This window comes from Nitratiruptor tergarcus DSM 16512 (genome assembly GCF_027946175.1).
Taxonomy (GTDB): domain Bacteria; phylum Campylobacterota; class Campylobacteria; order Campylobacterales; family Nitratiruptoraceae; genus Nitratiruptor; species Nitratiruptor tergarcus.
The window spans coordinates 1,598,485-1,617,548 of sequence record NZ_AP026671.1 but is presented as its reverse complement, the minus strand read 5'-3'; the positions used below and the strand labels follow the sequence as shown (position 1 = coordinate 1,617,548).

Below are 19,064 nucleotides of genomic sequence, written 5' to 3'. Positions count from 1 at the left end.
GATGCAAATAGTAATTATTGGAAGTGGTGGAGCGGGTCTTGTAGCAGCACTTGAAGCAAGAAGTCTAGGGGCTGAAGTTGTCGTTGTTACAAAAAATTATCCTACGCAGGCACAAACCTCTATGGCGCAAGGTGGTATCAATGCGGCAATGAGTGAAAATGATTCTATTGAGAATCATATAGAAGATACACTGCGCTCCGCTGCTGGACTTGGTGAGAGGAGAGTTATCGAATTTGTTTGCAATGAAGCTCCAAAAGCTATAAAGTGGCTTGATAGCATTGGTGTTCCCTTTAGTAGAAAAGAGGACAAAATTGCGCAAAGAAGACTAGGTGGTGCCTCAGCGCCGCGCGCATGTTATGCGCAAGACTATACGGGGCTTAAGATTTTACACTCTTTATATGATAACTGTATAAAAGCTGGTGTGAAATTTTTGCATGAAAAGTTTCTTCTCAATATCATTACTGAAGATGAGAGAGCTTGTGGCGTAACGCTCCTTGATATCCGCACAGCAAAAGTGGAGCAGCTCTTAGCTTCGTCAATTATTTTAGCAACTGGCGGATATGCAAAAATCTATGGAGAATTTAGCACTAATGGCAATGGAAGCTTTGGAGAAGGCGTTGGGGCTGCTATGCGAGCTGGAGCGAAGCTGAGCGATCTTGAATTTGTTCAGTTCCATCCTACAGCATTAGCGAAAAGCTCGATTTTGATAAGTGAAGCTGCAAGAGGCGCTGGAGGCAAAATCATCAATCAAAATGGTGAGCGTTTTGTTGATGAGCTCACAACCCGCGATAAACTCTCACGTACAATCTATGAGCAGATAGAAAAAGGAAATCAAGTCTTTTTAGATATTACGCATTTGGGAGAGGATTTTATACAAAAAGAGCTTCCTCAAGAGCGAAAACTCTCACTCATCTATGAAGGGATCGATCCAGCAAAAGAGCCAGTACCTATTAAGCCTGCTGCGCACTACACTATGGGGGGAATTGATACGGATATAAATTGTGCTACCAATATTAAAGGGCTTTTTGCTGTGGGAGAGTGTGCTAATGTAAAACTCCATGGTGCAAACAGGCTTGGAGGTAATTCGCTTTTAGAACTTGTGGTGATGGGGAGAGTTGCAGCAAGAAGTGCTGTGCAGATAAAAGATAAGCCCCAAGAGAAAAAATATGAGAGAACTACTATTGATGAGCAATTTATCAAGGCTGTTTTCGGGCTGCCAAATAAAATAGATTTCATAGAAAGAAGGGATTTTTTGCATAAGGTGCTCTATAGAAATGCTGGAGTTTTTCGTGAAGAGCTCTCGCTCAAAGGGGTACTGAGCCTTGTACGCCAACACCAAAAAGAGCTCGCTTTTATGGGTATCAAAGATAAAAGCCCTCTCTATAACAAAGAATTAGTACAATTTTTAGAGTATGGCAATATGCTCGAAATCACTGAAGCAGTGCTCGTAGGAGCAATCCAAAGAAATGAGAGTAGAGGTGCACACTTTCGCACGGATTATCCAAAACAAAATAGCGCTTTCGATGCGCACACTCTTATATGGAAAGAAGATGGCGTTTTATGTGCCGATTTTCAAAAGATCCCAGAAGAGTTTGAGTAAAAGCAGTGTTGCGTTAATAAAAATAGCGATATAGGGTATGAATAGAGGAACTTTGAATCCAGAAAAGTTTGGCTCTTTTTTCTTAATTTTTATGAGTGCTATGTTGATGAGGATAAAAACGATAAAAATACCATAACTTGTAAGCTCTGCAAGTTTAACAAGATCGATAAAATAGGCAAATAGGAGGATGAAAAATCCGGTAATGAGAGTAGCGTAGATTGGTGTTTGGGTAGCAGGATGAATAGTTGCTAAAAATTTTGGAAAGACTCTCTGTTTTGCTAAACCATAGAGCATCCTTGAGACCATAATAATCTGCACAAGTACTCCATTGACAATAGCAAAAAGTGCTATGATTCCTAAAATGTGATGCTTATCCCCGGTGAGCTTTTTGAATACCTCATCCAAAGGTGCATCACTCTCTCCTAAAGTTTGGGGATCTAATGTAATGATACTCACAAAAGTGACAAGTATATAGAGGAGTGTTACAAGGATGAGTGTGATAATGATGGCTCTAGGCATTGTTTTTTGTACATCTACTACCTCTTCAGAGAGTTTGACAATATCTTCAAAACCGATAAATGCATAAAATGCTAGAAAGCTCCCAAGTGCGATATTGATCCAGACATCGATTTTTAATGGCGGGATATAATGCTCAAATGAGATATTTGTTACATCTATCGATACAAAACCGTAAAAAATAATGAGCAAGAGACCAAAAATTTCAATAAGGGTAAAGAGTGCAGTTAATGTAACAGACTCTTTTACTCCCCATACTGCAACGCCAGTTAAAAATAGCATTATCAAAAACTCTGTTGCGAGCTCACCTATATCGACTAAGGGCTTGAGATAACCGTAAAATCCACTAATTATTGCGGAAGATGAGAGAATGCCAGTGATAATGATAACTAAACCCACAAGAGTAGAAATATTTGATAAAGAGAATGCACGCTCAAGATAATAGGCTTCTGCTGATGCATAAGGGTAGCGCGCTGCAAGTTCAGCGTAGCAAAGAGCTGTAAAAAGAACTGCAATACATGCAAGTAAAAAGGAAAAAGGTGCATAATATCCACTTATTTGTGCAATTTTTCCGATGAGCACATATATTCCAGCCCCTATTATATTGCCAGCTCCATAAAAAACGAGATAAGGAAGTGTGACAACGCGTTTAAGAGAAGTTTTACTCATATTTTTCTCCATCTGTTTTCTTAATATAATTGTAATCAAATTGCACTATAATTACTTATAGAAATGCATAATAATGAGAAGAGAAGTTGATATGAAGATAAAAGTACGAAGATATCATCCACATTTTGAGCCTCCATCAATAGATATGGAGTATGAAGTTCCAAAAGATTTAACGCTTTTAGAGAGTTTGGAATTTATCAAAAAAGAAAAGGATAGAACTCTTACATTTTCTTCTATGTGCCGCAGTGGAGTGTGTGGTAGTTGTGCAGTGCGCGTCAATGGCAAAGAGGTGTTAGCGTGTGAATATCGTGTGCAAGAGGGCGATTATATTGAGCCTTTAAATTTTGTGGATTGTATCCGTGATTTAGTGGTTGATTTATCTCGTCCTTTAGAAAAGCTCAAAAGTGCTAAAACCTATCCTCTAGCTATGCATGCAGGGATGAGTGAAGAGGAAGAGAAACTTATAGAGCGGCAGAGTGATTGTATTTTGTGCAATAGCTGCTATAGCAGTTGTCCTGTGTATGAGACAAACTTCTCTTTTTTAGGGCCATTTGCACTGAGCAGAACATACCGCTATGTTGCTGATAGCAGAGAAGAAGATAAAAAAGATCATATTGATGCAGTAGTAACTGATGGTATTTGGGATTGTATACTCTGCGGTAACTGTACAGAGGTTTGTCCTCAAGGAATTGATCCAAAGAACGATATATTAATGCTGCAAAGCTGGGCTGCTAAATTTGGACATACCAATCCGCATATGGCAAATTTTGGCAGTTTTGGATTGGAGTTTTAATGGAGGCGAGAGAGTATAATATTGAGCTCTTTTCTGCTGTGCCAAAATTCATCATCGATGATATTAATCGCTATGGCAAAATTGTAGAGTTTTATAAAAACATGCCTGCTATGAGCAGTGACGATACGATGAAGTATTTCTATTTCATTATTGAAGGGCGTATTAAAGTCTATCAGTTCAATTTCGAGACATCAAAAGAGCAGACTATTAAGATCCTTTCACGAGGGGATATGTTTGATGTAATTGTTCTTTTAGACAATAAACCCCATGATGTAGTTACTGAAGCCTATGAAGATTCTAAGGCACTGCGTGTTCCATTGGATCGTGTGCGTGAATGGATCGATACCAATGCAGATTTTAGAAAACTTTTTTTTCGCTATGTTGCAGGTGAGATGCGCAGTCTTGAAGAGTTAGCAACAGATCTTAGCCTCCTTGATACCTCTACGCGCTTTATAAAGCTTTTGCTCAAACACTTTGACCCCCAAACTGCAAAACTCAAACTCATTCACGATCTCCCTCATGAAGAGTTGGCCTCTTTAATAGGAACTGTGCGCCATGTGGTAAACCGCCATATTCAAGAACTTAAAAAAGAGGGCTCGCTAGAAGTCGAGAGAAAGAAGATAAAACTCACAAATATTGCGAATCTTTTAGATCGGTTGCAACTAAAGTAGCAGTATCTTTGATAAAAAAGTACTAAAATTTTATCAACCAAAAAACTCAAGGAGGTTGATAATGAAAAAACTGCTACTTTCATGTGTAGCTGCTGGTCTTTTGGTCACTGGTGCATTTGCATCGACTGCAACAAAAGCTGAATCAAACAAAGCTGTAAGCCAAGCAAAGGCGAAAATTGTTAAAGAGCAAAAAGAGGTAAAAATTGTTAATGAGGCTGTTGAAGCTGTTGCGTTGACAAATAAAGTATTAGTGGAGTTAGATAAAGGTCAAAAGGATGAAGCTATTAAAGATCTTGAAAAAGCCATAGGAAAGCTTGAAGTAGTTCTCTCAGCTCCTCATGCACCTGCACTTATTCCAATCGATAGTGCTATTGAGGTAGTCGATTTTCCTGGAAGTGTGCAAGATATTAAAACAGCTCTCATTAGCGCAAAGGCACTGCTTGCAGAGAATAAAGTTCAAGAAGCAAGAGCAATCCTTGATACTTTGCGTAGTGAGATTGTGCTCAAAGTTATCAATTTACCATTGGCATCATACCCAGCTGCTTTGAAACTTGCAGCAAAATTTTTGCATGAAAACCGTGTAGATGAAGCAAAAAATGTTCTCAATCAAGCTTTGGCAACGTTTGTTGAGGTAGATGTAGTGACACCTATTCCTCTTTTGCAAGCGATTCATCTTGTAGAAGTAGCAAAAGATGCTGCAAAAAAAGATCGAAAAAAAGCCCTTGATATGCTCAAAAGTGCTAAAAATGCCCTTAAAAAAGCAGAAGCTTTAGGATATACAAGTGATTCTGATACAACATATAAGATGCTTGAAGAAGAGATAGAAAAAATAGAAAAAGAGGTCAAAGGTAAAAATAGTGCAGAAAAACTCTTTGAAGATCTCATAGCAAAACTCAAAGAGTTCAAAGAAAAAGCGGTCAAAACAATCAATAAATAATCTAGGGGCTTTGCCCCGAAAAAAATAAAGGAGGAGACATGGCAGTAGTTGGATTTCATCATTTAGAAGAACTTTTTAGAAGAGGTGCAAGTCTTGATATCAAAAAAGGACATGCAAAAGAGGTAACTGATATTGTTGAGCAAAAGTTGTATGATTTGCTCCTTATGGGACAAAAAGCTGCAAAATATAATGGGCGAGATGTGATTTGGAAGTATGATCTTCCTATAACAAAAGGCTTAGAAGAGACAATAAATGAGTTTAAAAAACTTGAGCAAGAGTTGGATCTCAAAGATATTTTAGATCGCCTTGCAACATATCCTCCACTCTTAGAGCTTGAAGCTGAACTTGAAAAGAGTCTACCTGAAATTGTGGGTGGTTTGACTCTTGTTTTAGCACGCATTATGAAAAAGATTGATGAAGAAAACAGAGCCGTATCTCATGAGCTTATTGAAAAAGCCAAAGAGATAATGGATCTGACCCTATAGGAGGATATTATGGTCGGATATAATAATCTACTTCAAGATAAAGAGCTATTAAAAAAGTTTGAGAAACACTCCAAAATTGCTGGAGTGATTTTTCTCCTTTTGGGATTAGTTGGGATCTTTTATCCTGTGATTATGTCACTTACTGCTGCATATTTTGTAGCATTTTTGTTTATTTTTAGTGGTCTTACATTTGGGTATCACACTTGGCAGACTGACAAAAAAGATTGGTTAGGATGGCTAAAAGCCTTCATCTATCTACTCACAGGTATTTTAGTTACCATCTTTCCAGTCCCTGGAGTTGCAGCACTTGGTATTATTTTGGCAATCTACTTTTTTATGGATGGATTTGCATCTTTTGCGCTTAGCTCTCAGATGAAAGGACAAAAGTATAACTGGCTCATTATTCTCAATGGTATTCTCTCCATTATTTTGGGAGTTATTTTTCTTGTTTACTGGCCATTTGGATCTTTAGTTTTAGTAGGGCTATTTGTTGGAATAAGTATGTTTTTTGATGGTATTGTTCTCCTTTCTATGAGCTCTGTTGTAAAGAAACTGGAAGACGAAGACTCCTCAAATGACTCCAATGCATGAGGTTTTGCCTCATGCACTGCTACCTAAGTTGCTGAAAATCTGCATAAATCGCTATAAAATTTTTTAAAAAAATTCAAGGAGAATGGTATGGTTATTAAAAAAGAGGCTGCTAAAATATTGCTGGCTTTACATAGGAGTGATGACAAAACAATCAACGTGGAAAAACTAAACAGCGAAGCAGTGGAGGAGCTTGATCTCTCTGGACTTGTTCGATTTCCAATACCTGCAAAAATTGAGCTTACATACAGTGGTGCAATGGTAGCTCAAATTTTAGCTGATGTGGAAAATAGCATTGAAAAGATTGAAGATTGGAAAGAGAGCTTCAAATGGGTCAGCTCTGAAGTGATTGCTATGATTGATGCTGCCATAAAAGGCAAAAACAAAACAACAAAAATAAGTAATGATGAGCTTGAGAGACGTGGATTTGCGAAAGATGGAGAATTAACTCAAGCAGCTTTGGATCTCTTTAACGCGTATGCAATAACTGAGCCGGAACTATCCATTGATGCAAAACTGGCTGAGTATATTCGAAAATCTCCAATGGGACCGACTGATGCGCACTATTTGCCAATTGAAGGAAATAGTAAAGATCTGCTTGAAGCAATGCGACTGATTGCCTACTCTGTACCTCATGGAGACTTTTTTACCTTCACTGAGCTTGGACAAGCTGTAAAAGAGACATTGAGCTTAGGTGGTTGGGCAAATGAGGGAGGTGTATTGGATATCTCAATTTTAGATTCAATTGCTTTGGTAGCAGATGGCGAAGATGTGGATGTAGATACGCTTTTGCAGTTGGAAACTCTTGGCTATGTTACCGATGTAGATACATTAACAAAGGCTGGAGAAAAAGCGTTAGAAGTCTATAGAATTTTCAAAGATAAAACAGAAAAACCGCTCTACTCTTTTGCAATAGAAAAAGAGGAAGTAGAAACGCTTAAAACAATTGATCGAATCTGGAAAGAGAAATATACCTCCAATCCTGAAGAGACAGCACACTTTGATGAGATCAAAAAAGAGCTTGTTGATAGAAAAGTAAGAGAATATAAAAAGATTTTAGAAAAGTATGGCAGACGACTAGATGAGATGCCAAAGAAAAAGCAAGAGATTGCCAAAAAATTTGGCGAAGCAAAAGATATGATCAAATGGTTTGAAGAAAACTTTGACTTAAGAGAGTATTTATACAGCTTAGAGGCATTTGGACTTATTAGTGAGGGAGTTGATAGCAAAGGAAGAGCAGTCTACTATGTAAATGAAGATGGACAAAGAGTGATTGAAGATCAAGCTGATGAGAGAAGTATTCACTCTTGGAGTGTGAAAACCCTAACTATTTCAAATAAAATCTTTAGCTCACCAAACAGAGAGTGGGTAGAAGAGGCAAGAAAAGAGCGAATTTTAGGAACCTATGAGCCAAGTAGCTCAGGTCTTTTGTATGAAGAGCTTGCAAATAAGGAGAAACTCCCTTTTATGACTCGATATGAGATGGATATTTTTAAAATGATTCCAGAGGCTGGAGTGGCATGTGAAGAGATTTTGAGTGAGTCACTCCATGAAGATGAGTATATCCATAGAAAAGAGGCTTTGGATAAACTTGAAGCAAAAGGATTTATCGAAATCTTGCCTGATGGACATATCATTGAGACTGAGTATGGAAAAATGATGGATGAAGCTTTAAGTGGCGTTCCTGAAGGTTTTGGAGCTCCTGTAAATCCAACAATTTATAGGGTTGTTAAAGCAATTGCCGAGACTGGCAGTATGTATGTCAAAGAGCAAAAGGTGCGCATAATGCCAGAAAATATCAAAGAGGCGATCAAAAGAAGTGGACTAAGTAGAGAAAGCTTTGAAAAAGCCTATGTGGCTGCGAGAGAAGCAAAATTTTTAGGCAAAAACAGTGTGAATGAAGCGGGTCTAAAGATGCTTGAGGCCGTTGAAATTCTCAACGGCTAATTGCAACAAAAGTTGCAGAAGAATTTAGCAAAGTGATGTAAAATATTTTTACAAATATCCCATGAAGGAGGAAAATATGGGATTCAATGAAAAGTTACAAGAGATCTTAGATTCTCAGGTAGATGTTGTCAAAAAGGTTATGAACCTTGTAAGTGAGAGTATCGATGAACTGAAAGCAAAAGCTAAAGAAGAGAAGCGCTCTTTGGATGATGTGATCGATGAGATTTTACAAAAAGTGAATAAAAATAAGAAGGAGGGCAAAATGGGAATGCCTCTACTTGGAGATAAGTTTCCATCAATAAATGTGCAAACAACACATGGACCTATGAGTTTGCCAGATGATCTCAAAGGCAAATGGACAGTACTTTTTAGTCACCCAGCTGACTTTACACCGGTATGTACAACTGAATTTGTCAGTTTTCAAAAACATAAAAGTGAATTTGACGCTATTGGTGCACAATTGATTGGCCTTTCAATCGACCAAGTTTTCAGCCATATCAAATGGGTAGAGTGGATTAAAGAAAAACTCGATGTTGAAATAGAGTTCCCAATCATTGCTGCAACAGATACATTAGCAGCGCAAATTGGTATGGTGCATCCTAACAAAGGAACCAATACTGTTAGAGCTGTATTCATCATTGACCCAGAAGGTGTTGTGAGAACGATTCTTTACTATCCACAAGAGATTGGTCGAAATATTCCTGAAATTGTTCGAGCTGTCAAAGCGCTTCAAAAGAGTGATAGCGATGGTGTTGCAACTCCAGCAAACTGGCCAGAAAATGAGCTTATTGGTGATAAAGTTATTATTCCGCCGGCCACTGATTGTGAAACTGCTGCAAAACGACCTAAAGAGTATGAATGTTTTGATTGGTGGTTTTGCTACAAAGAGTCTAAATAATCTTCGCCCCTTAGGGGGCGCATACCAAGTTTTTATTGTTATATGAAATAACGTATAATGCTACTACTTTTATTCTTTCTTTCGCACCATTATGAGAAAATTGCTCCATATATTTTAAGAAGACCTTTTTATTATTGCGAAGTGGGAGTAAAGTTGAAACATATTTTGTTATTAGAACTCACAGCAGAGTAAGGAATAAAATGATACAACTTGCTGCTTTTTTTATTGTTATTTTTGGATTAAAATTTTTATCTCCCGTTTTAATCTATCTGATTTTATCTCTGTTTTTTACGATTTTATTAGTACCGATTTTTCGCTATATCGATAAGAAAGGATTGCCTGCTATTATAGCCTATGCAATTACTTTAGGTGGATTTGTTGTTATATTAACCCAGCTTATATTGCTATTACAGGCTTCTTTTCAAGACTTTCTTGCTCATCTTGGTTTTTATCAAGAGCAGTTAAATTTACTATTTCACCAGATGCAAACATTTTTACACCAATATGGATATTCTTTGCAAGGGGTAAATAGTGCAGATTTTTTTACTATTATCAAGCAGTTCTTTGCAAAAGCAGGAGGTTTTTTAAGTGGATTTTTGATTGTTGTAATTGGTGTAAGCTTTTTGCTTTTTGAAAGTCAAGATTTTGGGAAAAAGGTGAGTCTACTTTTTGGAAATCAAAAGATGGTGCACTCCTTTTTTGTTAGTGTTCAAAAATATTTTTTGATTAAAACACTTACAAGTCTTTTGACTGGTTTTGGTGTTGCGGTGATGCTCTTTTTATTTCATATTCCTTATGTTTTTATGCTGGGTTTTATGGCATTTTTATTCAATTATATACCTGTTGTTGGATCTATTATTGCTGGTATATTTGGTACAACTTTGGCACTTTTAACGGTGGGAGTGGAAAATGCTTTATGGGTTGGTTTATTATATGTTGTTATTAATGTAGTTATTTCTAATATCATAGAGCCTAAAGTTATGGGTGATGGACTGGATCTCTCACCTGCAGTGGTCTTTTTCTCTTTAATATTTTGGGGATGGCTTTTTGGTATTGTCGGAACTTTTTTTGCTGTGCCTCTTACTATGACCATTAAGCTTGCTCTTCAAAGCTCTCCAAAGACTGAATACTTGGCAAGACTTCTTTCAAAATAGTTTTGTACTCTATTAAGATTAAAAAGGTACACCCTACCTCCCAACAGTTATGCAAACAATTTTATTGGCGACAAGGTGATTATTCGCCCGGCCACTGATTTTGAAACTGCTGCAAAATGACCTAAAGAGTATGAATGTTTTGATTGGTGGTTTTGCTACAAAGAGTCTAAATAATCTTCGCCCTTTTGGGACACATTTAAATTTTTCCTTTTATAAAAGTTCCCATATGTGAACTAAATTTCCATTAATTATCTTGAATGATAATAACTATCATAATTAGTTATTAAATTATATTTATGAATATCATTATTTTTTAAAATAATAATTTATTATTATGATAATTATAAAGTAAATATAAGAAAAATTAATAATAAATTAAGTTGATTAAGTTTATCATTTGAATTGAGCGATGTTTCTCTTGGAATTTCGCCCCAACGAAGAAACATTAACATAAAGGATGAATCATGGCACTTAGTAGAAGAGATCTGCTAAAACTCGGTGGTGTTGCTGCTGCTGGAGCAGCTTTAAGTGGTTGTACGGCATCGAGTGGTGGTGCAAAGCCAAGTGCTGCAAAGGCAGGTTTAAGAATGGCACCGATTCCAAAAGCCAAGGGGCCAAGAGTAGTTGTAGTAGGTGGTGGATGGTCTGGACTATCCATTGCTAAGTATGTAAAAAAATACGCGCCTGAAGCAGATGTTGTGCTTATTGAAAGACGTGCATCTTTTATGAGCTGTCCTGTAAGTAACTTGTGGCTCGTTGGTTTAGTAGATTTGGAGTTTTTAACACATGATTATTTGCAAGCTGCACGCAATAATAACTACATTTTCCTTAATGCAATGGTACATGATGTGGATCGTGATAGTAAGCTTGTTTTTACCAATGAGGGAGCACTGAAGTATGACTATCTTGTACTTGCTCCGGGAATCGATTATGACTATTCACGTTGGACAAAAGGGGATGTAGAGTTTGAAAATAGGCTCAAGACAGAGCATCCAGCAGGATTTATTCCAGGAAGTGAACACTTGAGTCTTAGAAACAAAGTGCAAGATTTTGAAGGAGGCAATTTTGTATTGACAGTTCCTGGAGGAAACTATCGATGTCTGCCGGCTCCATATGAGAGGGCATGCTTGATTGCATGGTTTATGAAAAAAGAGGATATCCCTGGAAAAGTTATACTTCTTGATGAGAACCCTGATATTACCATCAAAAAAGATGGTTTCCATTCAGCATTTGAAAAACTCTATAAAGATTATATTGAATATCTCCCGGGCTCAACTATTACAAAAATAGACCTTGATAAAAAAAGAATCGAAACTGAACTTGGTGAAGAGATCGAGTTTGCTGATGCAGCACTCTATCCAAGAGTAAGAGGTGGAAAGATATTGGAGATTGCAGGTGTGGCTAAAGATAGTGTATTTAATAAAGCAGAAGCTAATATAGATCCATTTACCTATCAAACAAAAGTGGATCCGGATGTGTACTGTGCTGGGGATGTGAGACCAATGGGATTTAGTAAATCTGGAAATACAGCAAACTCAGAAGGTCACATTGTTGCAAGCATGATAGCAACACGTATAAAAGGAAAAGAGCCAAAATGGAAATCACCTCTGACAGTTTGCTACTCTGCTGTATCAGGAGATCCTGTACGAGCCATATCTGTAAATGCAGAATACAAATATAACGAAAAGAAGAAAGCGTTTGGCTTCCATAATGCTGCTACAAACGAAAAATGGGATGGAAAAGTTGGTGTAATGAATGGTAAGGGACTTTTTGAGTGGGCAAAAGGAATGTATCGAGATATGTTTATGTAGACCCAAAAGGGCCTACAAAGTCGCGCAACATAATTATATCTTGATTAGGATAAAAAATGGATAGAAGAGGATTTTTTAAAGTAATAGGAGGCGGAACACTGCTTGTAGCTGTTTCGCCTTCATTAATAAAAGGCTATCTGTATGCACAGAGTGGCGAGCTTTTTAAAGCATACGAAAAAGTGCAGCTTGTAGATGATATGGGACAACCGATTTTGTACAGTAAACTCAAAAAAGAGGTGCCTTATATTTTCCAATACCCATACGCTTCTACACCAAACTTTTTGCTAAGAACTGATACAAAAACGCTGAAAGAGGTAAAACTCAAAGCAGAAGATGGGACAGAGTATGTATGGAAAGGAGGGGTTGGAAAAGAGAGGGATTTAGTTGCCTATAGTGCAATATGTCCTCATCAGTTAACACACCCTACTCCTAATGATAGTTTCATAACATACGTGCCAAAAGGGAAAAAGACAATGGCATATAAAAAAGGTGGAGTAATAGTTTGCTCTTCTCACCTCTCAGCCTATGATCCAAAAGCTGGAGCGAAGGTATTAGGGGGACCCGCTCCACAGCCACTCGCTTCAATAGTTATAGAAGTGGATAAAAAGGGACATATTTGGGCTGTAGGAGTGTTGGGATCGGATAAATTTCATGACTATTTTCGATCTTTTAAACCAGAGCTCAAAGAGTTTTACCGCAATATCAGAAAGGCCAAAAAGATAGTCAAAGTGAGTGCTAAAACTGTGCCACTTAAAGAGTATACGAAAGAGATAATCCAATACTAAGGATGGATATGAAAAGAAGAGAGTTTTTAGAGTTTTGCAGTTTCACGCTTGCAGCTCTTTTAGTTGGAAGGGTGCAGATACGCGCGGATGAAGATGATAATGAAGCTATTGAGATCCCTTTTAAAGAGGCGTATACGGATGCAACTAAAGGTGCAAAAAAAGTCATAAAAAATGCTAAAGAAATGAAACTGAATATCCCAGATGCTCCAGAAAATGGTCTTGTAGTGCCAATTGAGGTGGAAGTAAATTATCCAATGGAGCCAAATAAGTATATTAAACAGATCGATGTGTTGACTACTAAGAATAAGGTAAATAAAGTCATAACTGCCCACTATTCGCCAGATAATGGCAAAGCATATCTCTATGTCAATGCCAAGCTTGGTGGTACACAAGATGTAGTTCTTTTGGCTAGAACCAATGATGATATAGTATTTGAAGCAAGAAAAAAAGTAAAAGTCGCCCTTGGCGGATGTGGTTAAGGAGAGGGGATGAGAAAGTTTAGTTGGAGGCGTGGTGTTATAAAACCTACTACGCGTGAGTACAAGGCTGGTGATATAGTTATTTTTCAAGCCATTACGATCCATCCTATGGATACTGGTTTTCAAAAAGATAAGCATTCAGGTCAAGTCAAACCTAGATTTTTTGTAGAGACGCTAAAAATTTTTTACAACGATAAGGAGGTGTGTAGCTTTGATTTTGAAGTGAGCTCAAGCCCAAATCCAAAAGTTAAATTCCCGCTGCGTATCAAGGGACCAGGCGTTGTGAAAGCACTCTGGGAAGATAATATAGGTAATAAATTTGAAAAGAGCACAAAAATTTCTCCAAAATAGGATAGAAGATGAAAAAGATAATGATTGCTCTCTTGGCTCTATCTTTGGCAACATCTCTTTTTGCTGATAAAAAAGGCAGAACAAAACTGCAAATTGAAATGCAAAAGTTTGCTGCTGGTATGGATCTTTTGCAAAAAGGGATTTTATATAACTGTAAAGAGTGTCTGGATGATGGAGCTGATCGGATACTTGAAAATATAAAGGTATTGGAAAAGGTGGATGTCAAGCATTTCTTGCCAGAAAACCAAAAATATGCCTACAAATTTGCACAAAAGACGGCAAGACTCATTGAGATGTATGCTAAAGATATAAAGGAGTCCTTTGCCAAAGGCAACATGGATGATGTAATGAATGATCACGCACAGATCCTAAGACAATGCAACAGTTGCCATATGCGAATACGGGGATGGTAGCTTAGGCTATTCTCCCCTCATCCTATTAATTTTCTCCTTTATCCTCTTGCAAACCTTCCCTTGTTATAGTAAAAATAAAAAGGTTTATCATGCATGATGCATGTCAAAAGTTTATGACTTTGATAAAAGAAGAGAAGTTTTATGATGCCCATGAAGCTCTTGAAGAGGTATGGTTTCCAAGAAGAAAGAGCAAAGATACTGATGTTTTGGTTTTGAAAGGTTTTATTAACGCTTCTGTTGCTCTTGAGCTTAAGCGTCTAGGACGCGATGCGAATGCTCTTAAAGTTTGGCAAAACTACTTGAAGTATCGTCCTCTTATCAAAGAGTGCAATGAAAATATATTTTATGAGATAGAAGATTTTTTGGATAGTTGCTATGACAAATACCTATCATGAAGCAACAAAACACTCCTACTGGAGTGTGCGCAGAAATCCAAACTATCATGATTGGTCAAAGCAGCCTAATCCATTTAAAATTTACCCTACAACCTACCCTTTTATTCCCCTTGATATGGAAAACCCTTTACACAAGTTTATCTACCGTATTGGGGGAATAAATGCAAAAAAGGTCTATCCCGGATTGGAATATTATCTAAGAACCATTCCAAGTGCAGGTGCGCTCTATCCAGTTGAAATCTATTTTCAAGCAAGAGATGTTGAGGGATTAGAAGATGGGATCTATCACTTTAGTGTGGCAGAAAATGGGCTAAGACTTTTACACACATTAAAAGAGAAAGAAGGAATAGAGATATTTTTTGCAAGAAAGAGGAAGATTAAAGGGTTCATATTTCTCTTTTCTACCATCTACTACCGCTCCAGCTGGAAATATAAAAATAGAGCTTTTCGCTACTGCCTGCTTGATGCAGGACATGTTCTTGGGGCATTGGAAGTGAGTAGCTATCTATTTGAGAGGGCTTACTATATTTTGTATGATTTTAATAAGGAAGCTCTCAATGAGGCTTTTGGATTTGAAAACAAAGAGTTTTTTGTAAGTAGTGCAGTTGTAGGTGTACCAACGCAGACAGAGGCAAAAGAGTTTGGAATGAAACTCCCTTTTGTGGATGGTACAAGAACATTTGAGCAAAATAGTCTCATAGAAGAGGCTTATAAAGATACACTGCATTTAAAAAATTGCAAAGCTAACTTTCGTTTTCCAAAGTTTCCTTTTGAAGCAACAAGGTTAGAAGAAGCTATTTTGAAGCGAAGAAGCATTCGGGATTTTTCTGCAAAAGTGATAAAAAAAGAGCAGTTTAATTTTATCCTCTCTTGGATGCAAAGTCCTATTCCAAGCGATTGTGATGAAGAAGTGAAAGTTTGGTATGTTGTCAATAGAGTTGAGGGAATGGAGCAAGGACTCTATAGAGATGGTGAGCTCATTAAAATGGGTGATTTTCACAAAAAAGCCGGGTATCTTTGCTTAGAGCAAGCTCTTGGAAGTCAAAGTAGCGTGACCTTTTTTCTTACAAGCAATGGCAAAAATTATCAACCCCTCTATCAAAAAGCTGGCCACATTGGACATCGTTGCTATATCGCGAGCGAGTATTTAGGAATTGGATGTAGTGGTATTGGTGCATATTATGATGATGAGGTAAATGAGTTTTTAGGAAGCAATGATATGGTATTATATGCATTAGCAATTGGTCTATAAAGGGTGAAAACATGCGAGGTTTTTTACTTATATTATTTGCTTTGGCCTCTTTTGCAGCAGAGAGTAATAAAACAAAAGAGTATTTTCATCTGCTTATGCAGCAGCAAAATCCTTACGTTTTTGATAAAAAAGCGCGATTAGAGCTTCAAAAAGCACAGATTGATGCCCAAGTGCAAAAAGAGAAAGCACAACTTGATTATAAAAAAGCAGTTGAAACTGCAAAGATAAAAAAAGAGTCAATTGTACAGGCCAAAAAACTTGATGTTGATAAAGAAAAAGTTGTTATAACTCCTCAGTTGGAAGAGGCAAAGATTAAAAAGAGTATGGTTATTTACTTCCTAGCTTTTGGAGTTTTAACACTTATACTCATCTACATTATCTTTAAGCGCTATCAGGCCCATAAAGAGAAATTAGAACTAGAGAGGTTGCGCATAGAAAAAGAGATCCATGAAAAGGAGCTTGCAGTAAGAGAGCAAGAGCTGCGTGCACAGATGGCTGCAAAACTTATGGAGACACTTGCAAGTGGAAAATTAACAAAAGAGCAGGAAGAACAACTTTTACTCATAGCAAAAGGTAGTTCAAATCTCTTAGAAAAGAAAAACTAACAAAAGCGACAGAGCGCGCATTGGAAATTTTTGCGTAAGACTTTTAATTTTTTGCGTTTTTTGAGAAATGTTTTGCGCCTCTTTTTAGCTTTTTTCTCTAGAAACTGTATGAGAAATAGTATTGCTTCATTCTCTTGCGTTTGCTGCAGTTTTCGGAGATACTCAATCTGTACCTCAAAGTCTTGATGCTCGCCAAGAATTGTCTGGAGCTCTTTTGTAAGATCCAGTGCTTTAGTAAATGATTCTGGTTCCAAAAGAGAGCTAAAAAGCTCTAAGAGGTAGCGTAACTTCTTTGCTTCTATGCGAACTTTGTGAAAATCTTTTGGATCTGACTTTTTAGAGAGTTTGTTACTCATTTTTTTTAGTTTTTTTAGCTGCTTATTGATTATCTTCTTTGCAGCTATTATTGCGGGGAAATGAGCAATTTCATCTTTGTGACAAAACTTTTTGAGTTGTGTAATTGCTTCTTCAAACTCTTTTGTTTGTAAAAACTCTTTTAACTGCTCCTCAATGCTTTGCTTTTGCTCTTTGAGGCTCTCTTGGATGGCATCGAGATTGGATTTGAGTTTTTCTGGAAGCTTTTTTTTAAACTCTTCTATCCATAGAAGTGCTATATCAATATCTCTTGCTCTGTTTGTTTGTTTCATAAGAGATGAGAGTTTTTTTTCTAAATCTTTTGGGATAGGATGTATATGAGAAAAGAGAGAGAGATAGCTACGCATTTTTCTCATCGCTACACGGAGTTGGTGGAGTCTTTCACTATCTTTATCTCCCGCCAAAATTGCCTCTTTGTTATGGAGCACAACATGGAGAAGTGCATAAATAGAGGCTTTAAGAAGATAGAGCACATCATAATATGGGTGAAATACTAATTCTATTTTAGCTTGGGGTTTTCCTTGAACAGCTTTTTGTGCGTCTGCAAGAAGTTGCAAAAGTTCTATCTGTTTAAGAGGTATTCCATGAAGTGCAATTACTGCATTTGTAAAGTTTGGATCTTCTGTGACTTCATCGAGGATTATGCGTGATATTTGTGGAGGAGGTGAGAACTCTATAGCCTCTTCAAGATTTGAAAACTCTATCTCGACAAATGCTAAGCCTTTGAGTTCTCCTTCAAACCAGTCAAACTCATATACTTGTCCATCGATTGTAGCAAAATAGCGAATTTTGTGGATAATTGCACCTTGAGCATAGATGAAAGCTTTTGCAAACTCTTTTTGTGAAATGATATTTTCGATTTCTACTCTCTCAACTCCTTCCCCTTTTTTTATAGTTTTATAGAAGCTATTATCTTTTTGACGATAACGTTTATGATCTTGTGTATAAAACTGTACAATTTTGCTCTTTTTATAGGGGATATGCAAAGATTTGAGGAGCTTTTTGGGGTTACATGGAGGCAAGAGATATTTACGCTCAATCTCCTTGGATTCCATTGCGTACTCTTTTTCTTTTATTGTAGCACAAAAAAGAAGAGGAGATTAAATTTCTCCTACCTCCTCTTCAATTTCTCTATTTGGTAGCAAAAAGGCTATGGCTATGAGGGCGACACCATAGACAAAAATAAACCAGTCATGACCGATAAGCTGTGCAAGAGTGAGTTTGCCAAAATCTGGGCCCATGATGGTTTTGAGATCGGGATAGAGATAGGTAAAGAGTGCCCCAGCTAAAAGCCCACCTACAAGACCAGTGAAGACATCGATATTTCCTTCACTCACTGCTACCGGTCCAGTTCCTGGACATAGACCCAAAATTGCCATCCCTATTGCAAATAAAACTCCTCCGATAATGAGCCCTCCAAGGGTTATTGGCTTGATGTGGTAGTGTGCATAGCCAAGTTTAATCATAAAATAGAGGCCAATACTCGCAATACCGATAGTAAAGAAGAGCATTTTTGGGACTTTAAAACCATGGAGCATTGCAAACCCTGCGATTTTGTCAAAAGTATCTACCCTACTCCATTGTATGATTACACCAAAAACGATACCAATAGCCATAATAAGCCAAATACTTCCATGATTTTGTACTGCTACATATTCATAAGTTTGGCGAAAAAACTCTATAATATTAAAATTCATTGAAGCTCCTTAGAGATTTTTGTAAAAGAGACGGCCAGTTAGCAAGAGTACAATAATAGCTACTCCCCCAAAAATGAGACCACTGACAGCTGTCTGGCTTGCTCCACTGAGAAAATGTCCACTTGTACATCCTCCCGCTAAACGTGCGCCAAATACCACCAAAAAACCACCCACAAAACTCCAAAAAAGTCTTGAAACTGGTGAGCTGTTTTTATGTTTCTTCCAAAGGGGTGGCAAAATACGAAACTTGAACGTTTTAGTTATAAATACAGAAGTCAAAAAGCCTCCAATGAGTACTCCAATGAGGAAAAAGACCTCCCAGCTACCGCTGTTTTTAATATGTTTAAAGTACTCAGTATCAGTAAGCCCAAAGATCCATGCACCCATATAGGCAATACCTGTAGAAGCACCTATTGGTCTATTAGCCCCATATGTAGAGAAGGTAAACCAAAGAAGCAGTGCAAGTGCAATACCACCCGGTATCCATCCTAGTCTTCGTGGAAGATTCATAATAATCCCTTATGAAAAAAATTTTTAATAATTATAATAAATAGAAAGAGATAAGTAAAATATATGGAATTTAATAAATGATTCAATTAGATTGAATAATAGAAGTTAGGTTATTCGCCCCATGAGGGCGAAA

21 protein-coding genes are annotated in these 19,064 nt (G+C 37.3%); 17 read left to right on the top strand and 4 right to left on the bottom strand.

The window, feature by feature from the left end; translation table 11 throughout:
• The first annotated feature begins 1 nt into the window (after window position 1).
• Window positions 2–1,600, top strand: coding sequence for an FAD-dependent oxidoreductase (locus NITER_RS08550; RefSeq protein WP_084274954.1), 1,599 nt, complete (start codon window positions 2–4; stop codon window positions 1,598–1,600).
• On the opposite strand, the gene NITER_RS08545 is transcribed toward NITER_RS08550, so the two are convergent.
• Window positions 1,559–2,785, bottom strand: a complete 1,227-nt coding sequence (locus NITER_RS08545) for an APC family permease (RefSeq protein ID WP_159445299.1) — start codon at window positions 2,783–2,785, stop codon at window positions 1,559–1,561. The genes NITER_RS08550 and NITER_RS08545 overlap by 42 nt on opposite strands.
• A gap of 73 nt (window positions 2,786–2,858) precedes the next feature.
• On the opposite strand from NITER_RS08545, the gene NITER_RS08540 reads away from it, so the two are divergent.
• The 16 genes from NITER_RS08540 to NITER_RS08465 all read left to right on the top strand — a co-directional run bounded on the left by NITER_RS08540 (window position 2,859) and on the right by NITER_RS08465 (window position 16,349).
• A complete protein-coding gene (locus NITER_RS08540) occupies window positions 2,859–3,578 on the top strand; it encodes a succinate dehydrogenase/fumarate reductase iron-sulfur subunit (protein ID WP_197685275.1) in 720 nt (239 codons plus the stop codon).
• Entirely contained in the window at window positions 3,578–4,249 is a 672-nt protein-coding gene (locus tag NITER_RS08535; protein WP_084274956.1) for a Crp/Fnr family transcriptional regulator, read from the top strand. The genes NITER_RS08540 and NITER_RS08535 overlap by 1 nt, the downstream gene beginning before the upstream one ends.
• Window positions 4,250–4,310: 61 nt before the next feature.
• A complete protein-coding gene (locus tag NITER_RS08530; RefSeq protein ID WP_084274957.1) occupies window positions 4,311–5,186 on the top strand; it encodes a YfdX family protein in 876 nt (291 codons plus the stop codon).
• Between the two features lie 38 nt (window positions 5,187–5,224).
• Entirely contained in the window at window positions 5,225–5,671 is a 447-nt protein-coding gene (locus NITER_RS08525) for a DUF1931 family protein (protein WP_084274958.1), read from the top strand.
• Window positions 5,672–5,680: 9 nt separating this feature from the next.
• A complete protein-coding gene (locus NITER_RS08520) occupies window positions 5,681–6,262 on the top strand; it encodes an HdeD family acid-resistance protein (RefSeq protein WP_084274959.1) in 582 nt (193 codons plus the stop codon).
• A gap of 87 nt (window positions 6,263–6,349) precedes the next feature.
• Complete coding sequence (locus tag NITER_RS08515) at window positions 6,350–8,206, top strand: DUF505 domain-containing protein (protein WP_084274960.1); 1,857 nt, start codon at window positions 6,350–6,352, stop codon at window positions 8,204–8,206.
• A gap of 262 nt (window positions 8,207–8,468) precedes the next feature.
• Window positions 8,469–9,104, top strand: coding sequence for a peroxiredoxin (locus tag NITER_RS08510; protein ID WP_084276554.1), 636 nt, complete (start codon window positions 8,469–8,471; stop codon window positions 9,102–9,104).
• Between the two features lie 200 nt (window positions 9,105–9,304).
• The gene (locus NITER_RS08505; RefSeq protein WP_084274961.1) at window positions 9,305–10,258 is read left to right on the top strand and encodes an AI-2E family transporter; all 954 of its coding nucleotides are present in this window, start codon (window positions 9,305–9,307) and stop codon (window positions 10,256–10,258) included.
• 464 nt (window positions 10,259–10,722) lie between these two features.
• Window positions 10,723–12,069, top strand: a complete 1,347-nt coding sequence (locus tag NITER_RS08500) for an NAD(P)/FAD-dependent oxidoreductase (RefSeq protein WP_084274962.1) — start codon at window positions 10,723–10,725, stop codon at window positions 12,067–12,069.
• 56 nt (window positions 12,070–12,125) lie between these two features.
• The gene (locus tag NITER_RS08495) at window positions 12,126–12,854 is read left to right on the top strand and encodes a Rieske 2Fe-2S domain-containing protein (RefSeq protein ID WP_084274963.1); all 729 of its coding nucleotides are present in this window, start codon (window positions 12,126–12,128) and stop codon (window positions 12,852–12,854) included.
• An 8-nt stretch (window positions 12,855–12,862) separates the two neighbouring features.
• Window positions 12,863–13,333 carry a thiosulfate oxidation carrier protein SoxY gene (locus NITER_RS08490; RefSeq protein ID WP_159445300.1) on the top strand — a complete coding sequence of 157 codons (471 nt, stop codon included), beginning with the start codon at window positions 12,863–12,865 and terminating at the stop codon, window positions 13,331–13,333.
• Window positions 13,334–13,342: 9 nt separating this feature from the next.
• Window positions 13,343–13,684: a thiosulfate oxidation carrier complex protein SoxZ gene (locus NITER_RS08485; protein WP_084274965.1), complete on the top strand. Its 342-nt coding sequence runs from the start codon at window positions 13,343–13,345 to the stop codon at window positions 13,682–13,684.
• 8 nt (window positions 13,685–13,692) lie between these two features.
• On the top strand, window positions 13,693–14,097 hold the full coding sequence (locus tag NITER_RS08480; protein ID WP_084274966.1) for a hypothetical protein: 405 nt from the start codon (window positions 13,693–13,695) through the stop codon (window positions 14,095–14,097).
• Between the two features lie 89 nt (window positions 14,098–14,186).
• Window positions 14,187–14,492 (top strand): DUF309 domain-containing protein, encoded by a 306-nt coding sequence (locus NITER_RS08475; RefSeq protein WP_084274967.1) that lies wholly within the window; start codon window positions 14,187–14,189, stop codon window positions 14,490–14,492.
• Window positions 14,473–15,744 (top strand): SagB family peptide dehydrogenase, encoded by a 1,272-nt coding sequence (locus NITER_RS08470; RefSeq protein WP_084274968.1) that lies wholly within the window; start codon window positions 14,473–14,475, stop codon window positions 15,742–15,744. Before NITER_RS08475 ends, NITER_RS08470 begins: the two co-directional genes overlap by 20 nt.
• Window positions 15,745–15,755: 11 nt before the next feature.
• On the top strand, window positions 15,756–16,349 hold the full coding sequence (locus NITER_RS08465) for a hypothetical protein (protein ID WP_084274969.1): 594 nt from the start codon (window positions 15,756–15,758) through the stop codon (window positions 16,347–16,349).
• Here the strand turns inward: NITER_RS08465 and NITER_RS08460 are convergent.
• From NITER_RS08460 to NITER_RS08450, 3 genes are read right to left on the bottom strand one after another with little or no spacing between them, the layout of a single operon-like run.
• Window positions 16,346–17,779: a CYTH and CHAD domain-containing protein gene (locus NITER_RS08460; RefSeq protein WP_084274970.1), complete on the bottom strand. Its 1,434-nt coding sequence runs from the start codon at window positions 17,777–17,779 to the stop codon at window positions 16,346–16,348. The two genes, NITER_RS08465 and NITER_RS08460, sit on opposite strands and share 4 nt — an antisense overlap.
• Before the next feature lie 45 nt (window positions 17,780–17,824).
• Complete coding sequence (locus NITER_RS08455; protein WP_084274971.1) at window positions 17,825–18,421, bottom strand: YeeE/YedE thiosulfate transporter family protein; 597 nt, start codon at window positions 18,419–18,421, stop codon at window positions 17,825–17,827.
• Window positions 18,422–18,430: 9 nt separating this feature from the next.
• Window positions 18,431–18,931, bottom strand: a complete 501-nt coding sequence (locus NITER_RS08450) for a YeeE/YedE thiosulfate transporter family protein (protein ID WP_084274972.1) — start codon at window positions 18,929–18,931, stop codon at window positions 18,431–18,433.
• Window positions 18,932–19,064 lie beyond the last annotated feature (133 nt).

Excerpts from the sequence above, each read along its gene's own strand:
- NITER_RS08550 (WP_084274954.1), top strand. The coding sequence starts at position 2 with ATGCAAATAGTAATTATTGGAAGTGGTGGAGCGGGTCTTGTAGCAGCA.
- NITER_RS08545 (WP_159445299.1), bottom strand. The coding sequence starts at position 2,785 with ATGAGTAAAACTTCTCTTAAACGCGTTGTCACACTTCCTTATCTCGTT.
- NITER_RS08540 (WP_197685275.1), top strand. The coding sequence starts at position 2,859 with ATGAGAAGAGAAGTTGATATGAAGATAAAAGTACGAAGATATCATCCA.
- NITER_RS08535 (WP_084274956.1), top strand. The coding sequence starts at position 3,578 with ATGGAGGCGAGAGAGTATAATATTGAGCTCTTTTCTGCTGTGCCAAAA.
- NITER_RS08530 (WP_084274957.1), top strand. The coding sequence starts at position 4,311 with ATGAAAAAACTGCTACTTTCATGTGTAGCTGCTGGTCTTTTGGTCACT.
- NITER_RS08525 (WP_084274958.1), top strand. The coding sequence starts at position 5,225 with ATGGCAGTAGTTGGATTTCATCATTTAGAAGAACTTTTTAGAAGAGGT.
- NITER_RS08520 (WP_084274959.1), top strand. The coding sequence starts at position 5,681 with ATGGTCGGATATAATAATCTACTTCAAGATAAAGAGCTATTAAAAAAG.
- NITER_RS08515 (WP_084274960.1), top strand. The coding sequence starts at position 6,350 with ATGGTTATTAAAAAAGAGGCTGCTAAAATATTGCTGGCTTTACATAGG.
- NITER_RS08510 (WP_084276554.1), top strand. The coding sequence starts at position 8,469 with ATGGGAATGCCTCTACTTGGAGATAAGTTTCCATCAATAAATGTGCAA.
- NITER_RS08505 (WP_084274961.1), top strand. The coding sequence starts at position 9,305 with ATGATACAACTTGCTGCTTTTTTTATTGTTATTTTTGGATTAAAATTT.
- NITER_RS08500 (WP_084274962.1), top strand. The coding sequence starts at position 10,723 with ATGGCACTTAGTAGAAGAGATCTGCTAAAACTCGGTGGTGTTGCTGCT.
- NITER_RS08495 (WP_084274963.1), top strand. The coding sequence starts at position 12,126 with ATGGATAGAAGAGGATTTTTTAAAGTAATAGGAGGCGGAACACTGCTT.
- NITER_RS08490 (WP_159445300.1), top strand. The coding sequence starts at position 12,863 with ATGAAAAGAAGAGAGTTTTTAGAGTTTTGCAGTTTCACGCTTGCAGCT.
- NITER_RS08485 (WP_084274965.1), top strand. The coding sequence starts at position 13,343 with ATGAGAAAGTTTAGTTGGAGGCGTGGTGTTATAAAACCTACTACGCGT.
- NITER_RS08480 (WP_084274966.1), top strand. The coding sequence starts at position 13,693 with ATGAAAAAGATAATGATTGCTCTCTTGGCTCTATCTTTGGCAACATCT.
- NITER_RS08475 (WP_084274967.1), top strand. The coding sequence starts at position 14,187 with ATGCATGATGCATGTCAAAAGTTTATGACTTTGATAAAAGAAGAGAAG.
- NITER_RS08470 (WP_084274968.1), top strand. The coding sequence starts at position 14,473 with ATGACAAATACCTATCATGAAGCAACAAAACACTCCTACTGGAGTGTG.
- NITER_RS08465 (WP_084274969.1), top strand. The coding sequence starts at position 15,756 with ATGCGAGGTTTTTTACTTATATTATTTGCTTTGGCCTCTTTTGCAGCA.
- NITER_RS08460 (WP_084274970.1), bottom strand. The coding sequence starts at position 17,779 with ATGGAATCCAAGGAGATTGAGCGTAAATATCTCTTGCCTCCATGTAAC.
- NITER_RS08455 (WP_084274971.1), bottom strand. The coding sequence starts at position 18,421 with ATGAATTTTAATATTATAGAGTTTTTTCGCCAAACTTATGAATATGTA.
- NITER_RS08450 (WP_084274972.1), bottom strand. The coding sequence starts at position 18,931 with ATGAATCTTCCACGAAGACTAGGATGGATACCGGGTGGTATTGCACTT.